13 protein-coding genes are annotated in these 16,906 nt (G+C 68.4%); 12 read left to right on the top strand and 1 reads right to left on the bottom strand.

Features of this window, described 5'->3' with window-relative positions; genetic code table 11:
• Positions 1–19: 19 nt before the first annotated feature.
• Positions 20–1,414 carry a helix-turn-helix domain-containing protein gene (locus NEF64_RS03000; protein WP_252574597.1) on the bottom strand — a complete coding sequence of 465 codons (1,395 nt, stop codon included), beginning with the start codon at positions 1,412–1,414 and terminating at the stop codon, positions 20–22.
• Positions 1,415–1,515: 101 nt separating this feature from the next.
• On the opposite strand from NEF64_RS03000, the gene NEF64_RS03005 reads away from it, so the two are divergent.
• From NEF64_RS03005 to NEF64_RS03060, 12 genes are all read left to right on the top strand, one after another.
• Entirely contained in the window at positions 1,516–3,042 is a 1,527-nt protein-coding gene (locus NEF64_RS03005) for an acyl-CoA carboxylase subunit beta (RefSeq protein ID WP_056406980.1), read from the top strand.
• 59 nt (positions 3,043–3,101) lie between these two features.
• Entirely contained in the window at positions 3,102–3,410 is a 309-nt protein-coding gene (locus tag NEF64_RS03010) for a hypothetical protein (RefSeq protein ID WP_056406982.1), read from the top strand.
• Positions 3,401–3,613: a hypothetical protein gene (locus NEF64_RS03015; RefSeq protein WP_056406984.1), complete on the top strand. Its 213-nt coding sequence runs from the start codon at positions 3,401–3,403 to the stop codon at positions 3,611–3,613. Before NEF64_RS03010 ends, NEF64_RS03015 begins: the two co-directional genes overlap by 10 nt.
• Complete coding sequence (locus tag NEF64_RS03020) at positions 3,610–4,125, top strand: hypothetical protein (protein WP_056406985.1); 516 nt, start codon at positions 3,610–3,612, stop codon at positions 4,123–4,125. Before NEF64_RS03015 ends, NEF64_RS03020 begins: the two co-directional genes overlap by 4 nt.
• Positions 4,122–4,541 (top strand): methylmalonyl-CoA epimerase, encoded by a 420-nt coding sequence (gene mce, locus NEF64_RS03025; RefSeq protein ID WP_056406987.1) that lies wholly within the window; start codon positions 4,122–4,124, stop codon positions 4,539–4,541. The genes NEF64_RS03020 and mce overlap by 4 nt, the downstream gene beginning before the upstream one ends.
• A gap of 130 nt (positions 4,542–4,671) precedes the next feature.
• Positions 4,672–5,457, top strand: a complete 786-nt coding sequence (locus NEF64_RS03030) for an enoyl-CoA hydratase-related protein (protein ID WP_056406989.1) — start codon at positions 4,672–4,674, stop codon at positions 5,455–5,457.
• Between the two features lie 122 nt (positions 5,458–5,579).
• Positions 5,580–7,724: a methylmalonyl-CoA mutase gene (scpA, locus tag NEF64_RS03035; RefSeq protein ID WP_056406991.1), complete on the top strand. Its 2,145-nt coding sequence runs from the start codon at positions 5,580–5,582 to the stop codon at positions 7,722–7,724.
• A 113-nt stretch (positions 7,725–7,837) separates the two neighbouring features.
• Positions 7,838–8,881, top strand: coding sequence for a biotin synthase BioB (gene bioB / locus NEF64_RS03040; RefSeq protein WP_056406993.1), 1,044 nt, complete (start codon positions 7,838–7,840; stop codon positions 8,879–8,881).
• Complete coding sequence (locus NEF64_RS03045; protein ID WP_056406995.1) at positions 8,872–9,237, top strand: lysozyme inhibitor LprI family protein; 366 nt, start codon at positions 8,872–8,874, stop codon at positions 9,235–9,237. The genes bioB and NEF64_RS03045 overlap by 10 nt, the downstream gene beginning before the upstream one ends.
• Positions 9,238–9,292: 55 nt before the next feature.
• Complete coding sequence (locus tag NEF64_RS03050; RefSeq protein WP_252574599.1) at positions 9,293–11,305, top strand: acetyl-CoA carboxylase biotin carboxylase subunit; 2,013 nt, start codon at positions 9,293–9,295, stop codon at positions 11,303–11,305.
• A gap of 426 nt (positions 11,306–11,731) precedes the next feature.
• The gene (locus NEF64_RS03055; protein ID WP_056406999.1) at positions 11,732–14,143 is read left to right on the top strand and encodes a DUF3772 domain-containing protein; all 2,412 of its coding nucleotides are present in this window, start codon (positions 11,732–11,734) and stop codon (positions 14,141–14,143) included.
• 65 nt (positions 14,144–14,208) lie between these two features.
• Entirely contained in the window at positions 14,209–16,839 is a 2,631-nt protein-coding gene (locus NEF64_RS03060) for a TonB-dependent receptor (protein WP_252574602.1), read from the top strand.
• Positions 16,840–16,906: the final 67 nt, after the last annotated feature.

Raw genomic sequence — 16,906 nt, forward strand, 5'->3', positions numbered from 1 at the left:
CGGGGAGGTGGCCTAGTCGTCACACCACCTCATACGGCACCGCGCCGCGGCGGTTGGGGTCGACGCGGATTTCGCTGGCGGCCGGCGGAAAGGCGCGCTGGTCGCAGTCGGGGCGCAGGCAGATGCGGCAGGATGCGCCGATCGGGGTGGCGATGCCGCCGGTGCCGAGCGCGTCGGCGTAGATGAATTCGGACGCGTTCGCTTCCTCGCAGCCCAGCGCCACCGCATAGCGGCGCGCGGGCCGGGTATAGGTTTCGGACGGTTTCACCAGCCCCTTGGCCATTGAGACGTAGCGGATGCCGTCGCTGGTCTCGAGCAATTGCGTCAGGATGCGGTCGGGGATCGCGACCGCTTCGTGGACGATCCACAAGGGACAGGCGCCGCCGAAGCGCGCGAACTGGAGGCGGGTGGCGGAGTGGCGCTTGGTGATGTTGCCCGCCATGTCGACGCGGCAGAAGAAGAACGGGATGCCGAGCGCGCCGGGACGCTGCAAGGTCGAGAGCCGGTGACAGGTCTGTTCGAAGCTGGTGCCGAAGATCCGCCGCAGCCGGTCGATATCGTGGCGGACGCTGCGCGCCTCGCTGCGGAAGCGGGTATAGGGCATGACGATCGCGCCCGCGGCGTAGTTGGTGAGCCCCGCGGTCAGCAGCGCGCGCGTGGTTTCCGACGCCATGTCGGAGGCGGCGACGATGTCGGCGATCAGATCGGCGAATTCGCCGCGCGCGACCTGATGCGCGAGCGAGAAGAGCGTGGTCTCGCCGGGCTGCGACCCGTCGAGCCGCAGCGTCGCGCCGTCATAGTCGCGTAACGGTGCTGCCAGGGCGCCCGAGATCGTCACCGAGACGCCGCGCGCCGCGAGCCGCGCCTCGAGTGCGGCGATCCGGTCACTGCCGAGCGTCTCGCCGATTTCCTCCGCGCGGCGATCGAGCGTGTCGACATAATTGCCCGCGGCGTGAAACCAGTCGCGGACATCCTCCCAGGGGAGCAGTCCGGGTGCGCCCGATCCGGCGACGAGACGGTCGTCGAGCGCGCGCAACTGCTCCTGCGCGCGGCGATAGGCGTCGTGCATCGCGACGAGGCGCTGGGCGAGCAGCGGCTGGTGCTTCACCGCGCGGCGGATCGCGCTTTCGTCCAGAGTCGGCGCGGCGACGCTGGTGTCGGTGACGGCCTCGAGCGTCGCGACGAGCAGCGCGGTGTCGTCGTCGGCGTCGATGCTGCCCCAGTCGGCGGGGAATTCGCGCGCCAATGTGACGAGCACGGCTTCGCTGACCGGGCGGTCGCCATTCTCGATCTGCGAGAGATAGCTGACCGAGATGCCGATCCGGACCGCCATCGCCGCCTGGCTGATCCCGAGCGTGCCGCGAAGGTCGCGCAGCCGGTGTCCGACGAAGAGGCGGCGTGGGGGATTGGTCATGCTGCGGGTGTAGTTTGCAAACATGGGTGGCACAAGTTTGCAACATTGCATTTGCGCATTGCGTCCCGCTCTGTGAAAGCCCCCAGCAGGACGGAGAGACGATGTCATCGACGATCGAAGAGCTTGAACGACGCCGCGAAGCCGCAAGAGTGGGCGGGGGTATCAAGCGGATCGGAGCGCAGCACGCCAAGGGAAAGCTCACCGCAAGGGAGCGCCTTGACGTGCTGCTGGACGAGGGATCGTTCGAGGAGCTCGACATGTATGTCGAGCATAACTGCGTCGATTTCGGCATGCAGGACCAGGTGATCCCCGGCGACGGCGTGGTTACGGGATCGGGCACGATCAACGGCCGCCTCGTCTTCGTGTTCAGCCAGGATTTCACGGTATTCGGCGGGTCGCTCAGCGAGCGTCACGCGCAGAAGATCTGCAAGGTGATGGACAGCGCGATGAAGGTCGGCGCGCCGATCATCGGGCTGAACGACAGCGGCGGCGCGCGCATCCAGGAGGGCGTGGCCAGCCTTGGCGGCTATGCCGAGGTGTTCCAGCGCAACGTGCTCGCGAGCGGCGTCGTGCCGCAGCTGTCGCTGATCATGGGCCCGTGCGCGGGCGGCGCGGTGTACAGCCCGGCGATGACCGACTTCATCTTCATGGTGAAGGATTCGAGCTACATGTTCGTGACCGGCCCCGACGTGGTGAAGACGGTGACGAACGAGGTGGTGACGCAGGAGGCGCTGGGCGGCGCGGTGACGCACACGACCAAGACGTCGGTCGCGGACAATGCGTTCGAGAACGACATCGAGGCACTGCTCGCGGCGCGCGACTTCTTCGACTTCCTGCCCGAATCGAACCGCGCCGGCGTGCCCGAGCGGCCGACTGCGGACGAGTGGGACCGGGTCGAGGAGAGCCTCGACACGCTGATCCCGGCGTCGGCGAACCAGCCCTATGACATGCACGAGCTGATCCGGAAGGTCGTCGACGAGGGCGATTTCTTCGAGACGCAGCCGGCGCATGCGGCCAACATCATCACCGGCTTCGGGCGGATCGAGGGGCGGACCGTCGGTTTCGTCGCGAACCAGCCGATGGTGCTCGCGGGCGTGCTCGACATCAACAGCTCGAAAAAGGCGGCGCGGTTCGTGCGCTTCTGCGACGCGTTCGAGATTCCGATCGTGACCTTCGTCGACGTCCCCGGCTTCCTGCCCGGCACCGCGCAGGAGCATAACGGCATCATCAAGCACGGCGCTAAACTGCTGTTCGCGTACGGCGAGGCGACCGTGCCGAAGATCACCGTGATCACGCGGAAAGCTTACGGCGGCGCGTATGACGTGATGGCGTCGAAGCATCTGCGCGGCGACCTCAACTATGCATGGCCGACCGCGGAGATCGCGGTGATGGGCGCGAAGGGCGCGGTCGAGATCATCTTTCGCGGCAAGACGCCCGAGGAGATAGCCGCGCGCACCGCGGAGTATGAGGCGCGCTTCGCGAATCCGTTCGTCGCGGCGAGCAAGGGCTTCATCGACGAGGTGATCCAGCCGCATTCGACACGGCGGCGGATCGCGCTGGGCCTGCGGAAACTGCGCGGCAAGGCGGTCGAAAATCCGTGGAAGAAGCATGACAACATCCCGCTCTGAAGGGGCGGCTTGTTGGGTCATGCCAAGCACATTATCATGTCATGCGAAGGAGTCGTGACATGCAGACCGAACGCGTGACGTTTCTGACCACCCCCGATCACAAGGCGGCGCTCGACGCGTTTGCGGCGAGCAACGGCATGTCCGTCGGCCACGTCGTTCGCGAGGCGACCTCGCGCTATGTCGTGGAGGGCGACATGACCGAGGACGACCGCTTCAAGCTGTTGATCCATGAACTCGACGAGGCGCTCCCGGCAATGCACGCCGCGCTCGATGCGGCGATCGAGGGGCAGCAGCGTCTGCGCGCCGATATCGACGCCAGGCTGCGCGAGGCCGGGTTGTCCGACGCAGAGCATGCCGCATGGGCATGATCGGCGACGCGATGCGGACGATCGAGTCCGTCATCCTGCTCCGCAGCAAGGTGGAACGGTTGAATGAGGAACTTGCCGCGACCAACGGGCAGGTGCGACGCGTGGTCGACTCGGTCATTCAGATCAACGGGCGCCTGATCCGCCTGGAAACGTTCGAGGAAATGCGGTCCGGGATACGACCGACCCCGAGGATCGAGCAATGATCGCGCTTCTGCTTCTTCAAGCCGCGGCTGCGACAAGCACAGCAACGCCCGCGTGGAAGCTCGCCGACCGGACCAATGCGGCGGGGGTGCGGAGCATCTCCACCTCGGTCACGGGCAATGACGGGCTGTCGCGGTTCGTCGTGAAGTGCGACGTCGGCACCGAGTCGATCGTGTCGATCCAGTTCATCCAGCCGCAGTCGCTCGGGCAGGGCGCGGACAAGCCGGTCGCGGTGCGCTTCGATGGTGGGCCGGCCTTCACCTATAACTGGCAGTTTCCGGGGACGGGAACGTACATCACCGATCCCGTGGCGATCACGCGGCTGACGACGTTCCTGGTGAAATCGAAGACGCTGCGGGTCGAGTCGACCAATGGCGCAGGCTTTGCGGTGCAGGCCAATTTCGCCGCGCCGGCGAGCGATGCGATGGTGCGGCAGGTGCTGGGGGTGTGCGGCTACACGCTGGGCGTCGTGCCGCCGCCGCCTGCGCCGCCCGCGGCGGAGGATGCGCAATGACTTTGGGCCGCCTCAACCATGTCGGGGTCGCGACGCCGTCGATCGCGAAGTCGGTCGAGACGTATCGGTTGCTGCTCGGCGCGACCGCGATCGGCGAGCCGTTCGACCTGCCTGCGCAGGGCGTGAAGGTGTGCTTCATCGATGCGCCCAATACGCAGATCGAGCTGATCGAGCCGTATGACGAGAGTTCGCCGATTGCGGGGTTTTTGCGCAAGAACCCGGCGGGGGGGCAGCATCATGTGTGTTTCGAAGTGGCCGATATCGCTGTGGCGGTCGCGGAGCTGAAAGCCAAGGGCGCGACGGTGCTCGGCGAACCGCGGATCGGTGCGCATGGCACGCCGATCGTGTTCGTCCACCCGAAGGACTTTGGCGGCATGCTCGTCGAGTTGATGGAGACGCCGGGGGAGGATCATTGACCCCGCATCCTTTGTCCGTTCGTGGTGGGCGTGGTCCGCGTGCGTGGGACTCAGGCCCTTCGACTTCGCTCAGGGCGAACGGCGGGGGTGGGGCTCGCGGACTGGGGCGTAATCGATGGGGGAGACTGGCATGACCGCCTATGTGCATATCCTGAGCGAGCGGCGTGGCGACGTGCTGGTGCTGACGCTCAACCGGCCCGACCGGCTGAATGCGGCGCCGCCGGCGATGTTCGAGGAGATCGCCGCCGCGGTCGCCTCGCTCGACGGTGCGCGGGCGGTGCTGATCGCGGGTGCGGGGCGGGCGTTCTGTTCGGGCGCGGATGTCGGCGGCGGGGCGCTGGGGTCGGATGATCCGGGTGCGGCGACCTATCAGGCGCTGACCGGCAGCTATAATCCGGCAATGGCGGCGATCGCCGATCTGGGCGTGCCGGTGGTAAGCGCAGTGCGCGGGCCGGCGGCGGGGATCGGGTGCAGCCTCGCTCTTGCCGCGGATTTCTGTGTCGCCAGCGAGAGCGCGTATTTCCTCCAGGCGTTCGTCAATATCGGGCTGGTGCCCGATGGCGGCGCGTCGTGGATGCTGCCGCGGCTGATCGGGCGTGCACGGGCGACCGAGATGATGATGCTCGGCGAGCGGGTGCCCGCGGCGAAGGCGCTCGACTGGGGGATGGTGCACAAGGTCGTCGCGGACGATGCGCTCGACGCCGAGGCGTTCGCGCTGGCGGAGCGGCTGGCGGCGATGCCGACGGTTGCGCTCGGGCTGATGCGGCGGGCGATCACGGCTGCGTATGCGAGCGATTATGCGGGCGCGATGGAGGCCGAGGCGGTCAACCAGCGTGCGGCGCGCGGGTCTGCGGATTCGATGGAGGGCGGGATCGCGTTCCTGACGAAGCGCAAGCCGGTGTTCACGGGGACGTGACGACACGCGCTTCTCGTTCCCCGGCGGAGGCCGGGGCCCAGGCTCGATGCGCAGCATCGAACGCGCTGCCGCGCGCGATTTATTTTAGGGCTGGGCCCCGGCCTTCGCCGGGGAACTAGAGTATGACTGACAAACCGAATCCGACGCTTGCCGAGTGGGAGGCTGCTGCTGCCAAGGAGGTGAAGGGCGCCGACCTGACCTGGGCGACCCCGGAGGGGATCGACGTCAAGCCGCTCTACACCGCTGACGACGTGACCGCCGACCCCGGCCTCCCGGGGTTCGCGCCGTTCACGCGTGGGGTGCGGGCGTCGATGTATGCGGGGCGGCCGTGGACGATCCGGCAATATGCGGGGTTCTCGACCGCGGAGGCGTCGAACGCGTTCTACAGGCGCAATCTTGCCGCGGGACAGAAGGGGCTCTCGGTCGCGTTCGATCTCGCGACGCACCGCGGCTATGACAGCGATCATCCGCGTGTGACGGGCGATGTCGGCAAGGCCGGCGTCGCGATCGACAGCGTCGAGGACATGAAGATCCTGTTCGACGGCATTCCGCTCGACAAGATGTCGGTCAGCATGACGATGAACGGCGCGGTGATCCCGATCCTTGCCTTCTTCATCGTCGCGGGCGAGGAGCAGGGCGTGCCGCGGCACCTGCTCGACGGGACCATCCAGAACGACATCCTCAAGGAGTTCATGGTCCGCAACACCTATATCTACCCGCCTGAACCCTCGATGCGGATCATCTCGGACATCTTCGGCTACACGTCGCGCGAGATGCCCAAGTTCAACAGCATCTCGATCAGCGGCTATCACATGCAGGAGGCGGGAGCGACGCAGCTCCACGAGCTCGCCTTCACGATCGCCGACGGCATGGAATATGTGAAATACGGCGTCGCGAGCGGGCTCGACATCGACAAGTTCGCCGGGCGGCTGTCGTTCTTCTTCGCGATCGGCATGAACTTCTTCATGGAGATCGCCAAGCTGCGCGCCGCGCGCGTGCTGTGGCACCGCGCGATGACGGAGCTGGGCGCGCAGGACGAGCGCTCGAAGATGCTGCGCACGCATTGCCAGACGAGCGGCGTGTCGCTGACCGAGCAGGACCCGTACAACAACGTCATGCGCACGACGATCGAGGCGATGGCGGCGATGCTGGGGGGCACGCAGTCGCTCCACACCAACGCGCTCGACGAAGCGATCGCGCTGCCGACCGACTTTTCCGCCCGGATCGCGCGCAACACGCAGATCGTGCTGCAGGAAGAGACGGGGATGACCAAGGTCGTCGATCCGCTCGGCGGCAGTTACTATGTCGAGAGCCTGACGCAGAGCCTGGTCGACGGGGCGTGGACGCTGATCGAGCGGATCCAGGCCGAGGGCGGGATGGCCAAGGCCGTCGCGGCGGGCTGGCCCAAGGCGATGATCGAGGAGGCCGCCGCGGGGCGCCAGGCGCGCGTCGATCGCGGCGAGGACGTGATCGTCGGCGTCAACAAGTACAGACTCGCCGAGCAGGACGCGATCGAGATCCTCGACGTCGACAATGTCGCGGTGCGCGCAGGCCAGGTCGAGCGGATCGCGCGGGTGAAGGCGACGCGGGACGAGGAGGCGTGCCGGGCGGCGCTGGATGCACTGCGCGAGGGCGCGAAGGGGTCGGAGAACCTGCTGGCGCTCGCGGTGGAGTGTGCGCGGGCGCGGGCGACGCTCGGCGAGATCTCGTCGGCGATGGAGGATGTGTTCGGGCGCTATGGCACGCAGCCGACGCCCGTGTCGGGCGTCTATGGCGGCGCGTATGAGGATGATGCGCGCTGGACGCGGCTGACCGACGGGGTCGAAGCGACCGAGCGGCGGCTGGGACGCAAGCCGCGCATGCTGGTCGCCAAGATGGGGCAGGACGGGCATGACCGCGGCGCCAACCTCGTCTCGTCGATGTTCGGCGATCTGGGGTTCGAGATCGTGCCGGGCGCGCTGTTCCAGACCCCGGCGGAGGTCGCCGCGCTGGCGCTGGCCAAGGACGTCGACGTGGTCGGCGCGTCGAGCCTCGCGGCGGGGCACAAGACGCTGATCCCCGAGCTGATCGGCCACCTGCGCGAGGCGGGACGCGCGGATATCAAGGTGATCGCGGGTGGCGTTATTCCCGCACAGGACTATCAGGCGCTGCGTGATGCCGGGGTCCAGGCGATCTTCGGACCCGGCACCAACCTGATCCAGGCCGCCGAGGACGTGTTGAAGCTCCTCGGCCATAATATGGGCCCGCAAGAGGAAGCCGCAGAATGACCGATACGATGATCCGCACGAGCCCCTCCGGTGACGGCTATGGGGCACCTGCGAGCCCCTCCCCTTCAGGGGAGGGGTTGGGGTGGGGTTCCGCCGCGAACGCGACGTCGGATATGCGGACAGGCCCCACCCCCAGCCCCTCCCCTGAAGGGGAGGGGGGTGAAGTAAGGACCGACTGGACGCGTCCTGAGATCGCGGCGTTGTTCGACCTGCCGTTCGACGACCTCATGTACCGGGCGCAGACCGTGCACCGGGCGCATCATGCGGTGAGCGAGGTGCAGCTGTGCACATTGCTGTCGATCAAGACCGGCGGGTGCCCCGAGGATTGCGGCTATTGTTCGCAGTCGGCGAGCGCGGACACGCAGCTGAAGGCGGAAAAGCTGATGGACGTCGATGCGGTGCTCGCGGACGCCGCGCATGCCAAGGCGGCGGGATCGCAGCGCTTCTGCATGGGCGCGGCGTGGCGCAACCCGAAGCCGCGCGACATGCCGAAGGTCGTGGCGATGGTCGAGGGTGTCCGCGCGATGGGGCTGGAGACGTGCATGACGCTCGGCATGCTCGACGCGGAGCAGGCGCGGCAGCTCGCCGATGCGGGGCTCGATTACTACAACCATAATATCGACACTTCCCCTGAGAATTACGGCAACGTCATCACCACGCGGACCTTCGAGGACCGGCTGGAGACGCTGGCCAATGTGCGCGATGCGGGCATCTCGGTGTGCTGCGGCGGGATCGTCGGGATGGGTGAGACGCGCGGCGACCGCGTCGGCTTCGTCCATGCGCTCGCCACGCTGCCGCGGCATCCCGAGAGCGTGCCGGTCAATGCGCTGGTGCCGGTCAAGGGGACGGTGCTCGGCAACATGCTCGCCGACACGCCGCTCGCGAAGATCGACGATATCGAGTTCGTGCGGACCGTCGCGGTGGCGCGGATCACGATGCCGCTGAGCATGGTGCGGCTGTCGGCGGGACGCGAGAGCATGTCCGAGGCGACCCAGGCCCTGTGCTTCATGGCGGGGGCGAATTCGATCTTCACCGGCGACACGCTGCTGACGACGGGCAATGCGGGCGACAGCGCGGATGCGGCGTTGCTGGCCAAGCTCGGCATGACGCCGATGGTCGGGCCGGAGCCGATGCGCGAGGCCAAGACATGCTGCTGATCGCACTTTTGATGGCCGCCGCGCCGATGCAGCCCCAGTCGCAGGCGCAGATGACCCGGTCCGCGGGCAGCAGCTATGCGCAGGCGGATGCGGCGATGACCGCGCAGTGGAAGCGGACCTACGCCTATATGAAGCGGCGCGATGCGCAGGACACGTCGCGTGGCGGTGGCTTCGGGTTTGCGGGATCGCTGCTCGAAAGCCAGCGCGCGTGGCTGAAGTTCCGCGACACGCAGTGCGTGATCGAGGGCGGGCAATATGCCGGCGGATCGGCGCAGGCGATGACGATCGCCGACTGTCGCACCGGCCTGACCAAGGCACGGACCGCGCAGCTCAAATCGATGATGTGGTACCAGTAAATACACGTCCGCACCCGGCGCCAAGCCGGGGAGACGGCACAGTTTAGGGCGAGAGATGTTCAAGAAAATCCTGGTCGCCAATCGCGGCGAGATCGCATGCCGCGTGATGCGCACCGCCAAGGCGATGGGGATCAAGACCGTCGCGGTCTATTCCGACGCCGATGTGCGCAGCCCGCACGTGCTGATGGCGGACGAGAGCGTGCGGCTGGGGCCAGCGCCCGCGGCGGAAAGCTATCTCAAGGCCGAGCTGATCCTGCTGGCGGCCAAGGAGACGGGCGCGGACTGTATCCATCCGGGTTACGGCTTCCTGTCCGAGCGCGAGAGCTTTGCGCGGGCGTGTGCCGAGGCGGGGATCGCGTTCGTGGGCCCGCCGCCGGCTGCCATCGCGGCGATGGGCGACAAGATCGAATCGAAGAAGCTCGCCAAGGCGGCGGGCGTCAACGTCGTGCCGGGCTATCTGGGCGAGATCGCGGACACCGACGAGGCGGTGCGGATCGCGGGCGACATCGGCTATCCGGTGATGATGAAGGCGTCGGCGGGCGGCGGCGGCAAGGGCATGCGGCTGGCTTATGGCGAGCAGGACGTCCGCGAGGGCTTCGAGGCGACCAAGCGCGAGGGGCTGGCGTCGTTCGGCGACGACCGCGTGTTCATCGAGAAGTTCATCGAAAGCCCGCGGCATATCGAGATCCAGCTGATCGGCGACCAGCATGGCAACATCGTCTATCTCAACGAGCGCGAATGCTCGATCCAGCGGCGGCACCAGAAGGTCGTCGAAGAGGCGCCGTCGCCGTTCGTGACGCCCAAGATGCGCAAGGCGATGGGCGAGCAGGCGGTCGCGCTGGCGCGGGCGGTCGGCTATTATTCGGCGGGGACGGTCGAGCTGATCGTGTCGGGCGCGGATACGAGCGGCGAGGGGTTCTACTTCCTCGAGATGAACACGCGGCTCCAGGTCGAGCATCCGGTGACCGAGGAGATTACCGGGCTGGATCTGGTCGAGCTGATGATCCGGGTCGCGGCGGGCGAGCCGCTGGGGTTCGCGCAGGACGACGTGAAGCTGAACGGCTGGTCGATCGAGAACCGGGTCTATGCCGAGGATCCGTATCGCGGGTTCCTGCCGAGCATCGGGCGGCTGGTGCGGTATAATCCGCCTGAGACGTCTCCCCTCCCGCTTGCGGGAGGGGGGGCAGAAGAACCCCGCGTCCGTGTCGACGATGGCGTGCGCGAGGGGGGCGAGGTCAGCATGTTCTATGACCCGATGATCGCCAAGCTGATCACCTGGGCGCCGACGCGCGAGGGGGCGGTCGCGGCGCAGATCGCGGCGCTCGACGCGTTCGAGCTCGAGGGGCCGGGGAACAACATCGATTTCCTGTCGGCGATCATGCAGCATCCGCGCTTCCAGTCTGGCGCGCTGACGACCGGGTTCATCGCCGAGGAATATCCCGACGGCTTCCACGGCGCGCCCGCGGATGCGGCGTTGCTGACGACGCTTGCCGCCGTCGCCGCGTTCGCCGCGACCGCGGAGGCCGATCGCGCGCGGCGGATCGACGGGCAGCTCGGGCGGCGGTTGCGGCCGCCTGCGGACTGGGTGGTGACGATCGGCGGGACGGATCACGACGTGCGCGTGTCGACCGACGGGATTTCGGTCGATGGCGTCGAGCTCGACTTGTCGCTCGAATATACGCCGGGGGACCGGATGGTGATGGTCGAGGGCGACGAGCATCTCACGATCCGCATCGCCAGGGCGCGCGCCGGGTTCAGGCTGACGACGCGCGGCGCGAGCCATGTCGCGCGCGTGCTGCCGGCGCGGGTCGCACCCTATGCCGCGCATCTGATCGAGAAGGTTGCGCCCGACCTGTCGAAATTCCTGATCTGCCCGATGCCGGGGCTGCTCGTGCGGCTCGACGTGGCGGCGGGGGACCGGGTCGAGGCGGGGCAGGCGCTCGCAGTGGTCGAGGCGATGAAGATGGAAAATATCCTGCGCGCGGAGAAGACCGGCGTGGTGAAGTCGGTGTCGGCCGCGGCGGGCGACAGCCTGGCGGTGGATCAGGTGATCTTGGAGCTGGAATAGGCGTTGCGGCCCTTGTGTCCCCGCGAAGGCGGGGACCTAGACTGGGCTCCCGCCTTCGCGGGAGAACAAGGGGTCCACCACCCCGGCGGAGGCCGGGGTCCAGTTGGGGGACGTGGCTAGGCTAGCGCTGCGCGTCGCCACCTCAGCCTTCCCACCTGGGCCCCGGCCTTCGCCGGGGTGGTTTGGTTTGTGGTGGGGTGGGGCTACCGCCGCACGCATTGTGCGCCACCCCGGCGGAGGCCGGGGTCCAGTTGGGGGACGTGGCTGGCTAGCGCTGCGCGTCGTCACTTCAGCTTTCCCAACTGGGCCCCGGCCGACGCCGGGGTGGTTCGTAGGGGTGGGGCAGCGTAGGGGTGCGCCATCCGGGCGGGGAGCCATCGCGGCGGGCTCTCCCGTTTTTGGCTGTGACGCTGTAGAGCCGGGCGGATGATCGTTCCCCGCTATTTCGCCGCGTTGCTGCTGCTCGTGTCCGCTCTGCCTGCCGTCGCGCAGGACGAGGCGAAGGTGGCCTCGGTGGCGGCGGGGCTGACGCGGGCGTCGGCGGAGTTGCAGGCGGTCGACGATGCCGCGGTCGAGGCGCGTGACGATGCGGCGCGGCAGGCGTTGCGGACGCGGGCGGAGGCGGTGCAGGCGACCGCAGCGGAGGCGGTGCGCGTGCTGACGCCCGAAATGGCGCTGGTCCAGGCGCGAGTGACCGAGCTGGGCGCGGCGACGCCGGGGGTGGTCGAGGCGCCCGAGATCCGCCAGCAGCGCCGGCTGCTCGCGCAGAGCCAGTCGGCGATCGATTCGGCGATCAAGCGCGCGCGGCTGATCGGGGTCGAGGCCAAGCAGCAGATCGACGATATCGGTGCGGCCGAGGCGGAGGAGCTAGGCCAGCAACTGTCCGAGCGCAGCGCGTCGCCGCTGTCGCCGACTTTGTGGACCGCGATCGTCGATCACCTGCCGCGTGACACCGCGCGGCTGAACCGGTTCGCGGCGACCGGCGCGCGCCAGTTCGTCCAGCGGTTCGACATGCAGGCGGCGATCATCGCGCTGACCGGGCTGCTCGCCGCACTGGTGCTGCTCGTGCCGGTGCGCGGTGCGCTGCACCGGCTGGGGCGCGGCTATGCGACCGATCATGCGCCGGGGGGGCGGATCCGGCGGTCCGCCTATGCGCTGTGGCTGGTGGTGATCGGCACGATGTTGCCGGGGCTGGCGGCGCTGGCGGTGGTCCAGTCGCTGCGCTGGTCTGCGCTGCTGTCGCCCGCCTGGAGCGAACTCGCCTCGACCTTTGTCGGGCTGTCCTTCTTTGCCGCGTTCCTGTCGTCGCTCGGCGGCGCGCTGTTGCTGCGCGGCCAGCCGAGCTGGCGGCTGCTGCCGATCGGCGACACCGCCGCGCAGACGCTCAGGCCCTATACCTGGGCGGCGGCGGCGCTGGTGTTCTTCGGCCCGCTGCTGATCGCGGCGAATGTGCAGGTCGGGGCGAGCGCGGCAGCATCGACCGCGGCCAATGCGCTGATCGCGCTGCTCCACCTCGCGCTGATCGGCAGCGTGCTGATGGCGCTGGCGCGGTTGCGTGCGGCGGCGCTGGCGGATCCGGCCGCGCCGGCGCGCAACAGCCTGCTGGCGATCATCGCGCTGGTGGTCTGGCTGGGCGTCGTCGTGGCGCTGGGCGCGACGCTGATCGGCTACGTCAATTTCGGGTTGAAGACCGGGCAGTGGATGCTGTGGGGCGCGATCGTCGGCGCGACCCTGTACCTGATGATGACGTTTACCGACGATGCGTGCCGCGCCGCCTTGTCGAGCAGCAACCGGATCGGGCGCAGCGCGAACAGCGGGTTCGGCGTCGGCAACCGCACCGTCGACCAGATCGGCGTGCTGGTGTCGGCGGTGCTGCGGCTGATGCTGATCATGCTGGCGTTCGGCGCGGTGATGGCGCCGTTCGGGGCGGGCGTGACATCGGTGTTCGAGCTGCTCGGCACGGTCGCGGGCGGGATCACGGTGGGCGAGATCACGATCTCGCCGGGCGCGGTGCTGCGCTCGATCGGGGTGCTGTTCGTCGCGCTGGCGATCATGCGCGGGCTGCAGCACTGGCTGGTCAACAGTTACCTGCCGACGACCGCGATGGATGCGGGCGCGCAGAATTCGGTGACGATGGTCGCGCGCTATGCGGGGATCATCGCCGCGGTGCTGTGGGCGCTCGCCGCGCTCGGGATCGGGATGGAGAAGCTGGCGGTGGTGCTCGGTGCGCTGTCGGTGGGCATCGGCTTCGGCCTGCAGGCGATCACGCAGAATTTCGTGTCGGGGCTGATCCTGCTCGCCGAGCGGCCGGTCAAGATCGGCGACTGGGTGCGGATCGGCAACCAGGAGGGCGATGTGAAGCGGATCAACGTGCGGTCGACCGAGATCCAGGTCGCGGACCGATCGACGCTGATCGTCCCCAATTCGGAACTGATCACCAAGACGATCCAGAACATGACGCTGGCCGCGCCGATCGGGCGGATCCAGCTGCAATTCTCGGTGCCGCTCGAAAGCGATCTCGACGCGGTGCGGACGATGCTGTTCACCGCCTTTGCCGACCAGAGCGAGGTGCTCGACGATCCCGAGGTGAAGGTGTTCATCGATTCGGTCGATGGCGGGCGCGCGAAGCTCAACTGCTTCGCCTATGTCGCGAGCCCGCGCGATGCCTATCCGGTGCGCAGCGCGCTGCTGTTCACGCTGTTGCGCCAGTTCCGCGAGGCGGGGATCGATCTGGGCGCGACGACGACGCGGATGGAGCTGATCGGGACGCCGCCCGCCGTCGGGGCCGCCGTCGGGGCTGCCGGAATCATGGCCGGACCGACCGACGCGGCGCGGTGAAGCGGCATAATCCTGCGACAATTGGCCCCTAGGTGCCGGGGTCAGGTCGATGGGATGTCAGGGTTATGCGTACACTGGGTTTGATGCTGGCGGTGAGCCTGCCGGCGATGGCGGCGGCGCAACAGGCGCCTGCGCCGGTGCCGGCGACAGAGGGCGCGCAGACGGACGGCGCCGCAGCCGAGCCGGAGGATGGCGTCGAGGGCGAGGAGATCGTCGTCACCGGATCGCGCAAGCTGCCGGGGTCGGTGGTCGGCGACATTCCGCCCGACCAGACGCTGGGGCAGGCGGACATCCGCTCCTACGGCGTCAGCTCGGTGTCCGACCTGCTCGCCGAACTCAGCCCGCAGACGACGAGCGGGCGCGGCAGCGGGGGGGCGCCGGTGGTGCTGCTCAACGGGCGGCGCATCTCGAGCTTTTCGGAAATCCGCGACATCCCGACCGAGGCGATCCAGCGCGTCGAGATCCTGCCCGAGGAGGTCGCGCTGAAATATGGCTATCGCGCGGACCAGAAGGTCGTGAACTTCGTGCTGCGCCGCCGCTTTCGCGCGGTGACCGCGGAGGCGATCGACCGGATGCCGACCGAGGGGGGGACGAATACGCCGCAGGCCAAGCTCGACCTGCTGACGATCGCGCGCGACCGGCGGGTCAACCTGCACGCCGAATATACGACGAGTTCGGCGCTGACCGAGGCGGAGCGCGACATCCTGCCGATCGCCGGGGGCAACGGCAGCGGGGCGGTGGGAGCGGGCGGCACGGTCGTCGATCCGACGCCGTTCCGCACGCTGCAGGGCCAGACGAGCACCTTCACCGCGAACAGCGTCTATGCGCGCAACATCTTCGGCAATGTCGGCGCGACGATCAACGGACGGCTCGAATCGACCGACAGCCGCAGCCTGAACGGCCTGCCCGTGGCCGCGCTGACGCTGGCGGACGGCAGCGTGATCAACCGCGCGCTCGACGATCCGGGCTTCCTGCCGCTGGCGCAGCGCGCGTCGTCGATCGCGGCGCATCTGGGCACGACGCTGAACGGCGATGTCGGCACGTGGCGCTGGACAGTGACGGGCAATTACGATCGCAGCGATACGCAGACCTTCACCGATACCGGCGTCGATGCGAGTGCGTTCAATGCGCGGCTGGCGGCGGGTGATCCGACCGCGGTGCCGCTGGGCGCGCTGACCGCGGCGGATATCGGCGCGGCGGCGGGCAACCGTGCCTATGCGACGCAGAGCATCGGCGGGATCGACGCGGTCGCCAATGGCCGGCTGTTCGCGCTGCCTGCGGGCGACGTGTCGACGACGCTCAAGCTGGGCGCGGAGACCGCCGACTTCGACAGCCGGTCGGATCGCGGCGGGTTCGCGCAGCGCGGGCAGGTGGCGCGCGACACGGTCAACGGCCAAGTCAATGTCGACCTGCCGATCGCGAGCCGGTCGAAGGACGTGCTGCCGTTCCTCGGCACGCTGTCGGCGAACTTCAACCTGGCGCAGGATCATTTGTCGGATTTCGGCACGCTGACCACGCTTGGTTACGGCGCGAACTGGGCGCCGATCCCGGCGGTGCGGCTGATCGCGTCGGTGACCGACACCGACCAGGCGCCGACCGCGCAGCAGCTGGGCAATCCGTCGATCACGACGCCCAATGTCCGCGTGTTCGATTATGTCCAGGGCACGACCGCGACCGTCACCACGATCAGCGGCGGCAATCCCGGGCTGAGCGCGGACAATAACCGCGTGACCAAGCTGGGGCTGACGGTGAAGCCCTGGGCGGGGCGCGAGGTGACGCTGACCGCCAATTATGTCGACAGCCGGACCGACAATCCCATCGCCGCCTTCCCGGCCGCGACCGCGGCGATCGAGGCGGCGTTTCCCGACCGGTTCGTCCGCGACGCGACGGGGTCGCTGTTGCAGGTCGACCGGCGGCCGATCAATTTCGCGCGCAGCGAACGCTCCGAACTGCGCTGGGGGATCAATTTCTCCGCGCCGCTGAAGTCGAAGATCCAGCGCGAGCTCGAGGCGTTTCGCGCGGGGACGGGGCCCAATCCGTTTGCCGGGATGCAGCCGCCGGGCGGCGGGCGGCCGCGGGGTGAAGGGGCGCGGGGCGAAGGACCGAGGGGGGAAGGTGCCGGGCCGGGTGAAGGACGTGGCGGCGGTGGCCCGGGCGGTCCGGGCGGCGGGGGCGGCGGCTTCGGGCGTGGCGGGCGCGGGCAGGGCGGCGGGCGTGTCCAGTTCGCGCTGTATCACACCTGGCGCTTTACCGACCGCGTGCTGGTCGCGGAGGGCGGGCCGGGTCTGAACCTGCTCGACGGCGATGCGATCGGCAATAATGGCGGGTCGGCGCGGCACAGCCTCGAGGCGCAGGCGGGCTATAGCAACAATGGGCTCGGCGCGCGGCTGTCGGCGAATTACGCGGCGGGCACCCGGGTCGATGGCGGGACCGCAGCGGCGCCCGAGACGCTCAATTTCGGCGGGCTGGCGACCGCCAATATGCGGCTGTTCGCGGATCTGGGGCAGCGGCTCGAATGGGTGAAGGCGCGGCCCTGGCTGCGCGGGATGCGCGTCACGCTGTCGGTCGACAATGTGTTCAACACGCGGCAGCGGGTGACGGATGCGAGCGGGGCGGTGCCGAATACCTATCAGCCGGATTATCTGGATCCGCTGGGGCGGACGGTGCGGCTGAGTGTGCGGAAGCTGTTTTTCTGAGGCTCGCGTCATCCTGACGGAAGTCAGGATCCAGGGTAACGGAGCGCTGTTCTGCTTGGCTCTGGAT

The sequence above is a fragment of the Sphingomonas aerolata genome (assembly GCF_023935825.1).
Lineage (GTDB): Bacteria > Pseudomonadota > Alphaproteobacteria > Sphingomonadales > Sphingomonadaceae > Sphingomonas > Sphingomonas aerolata.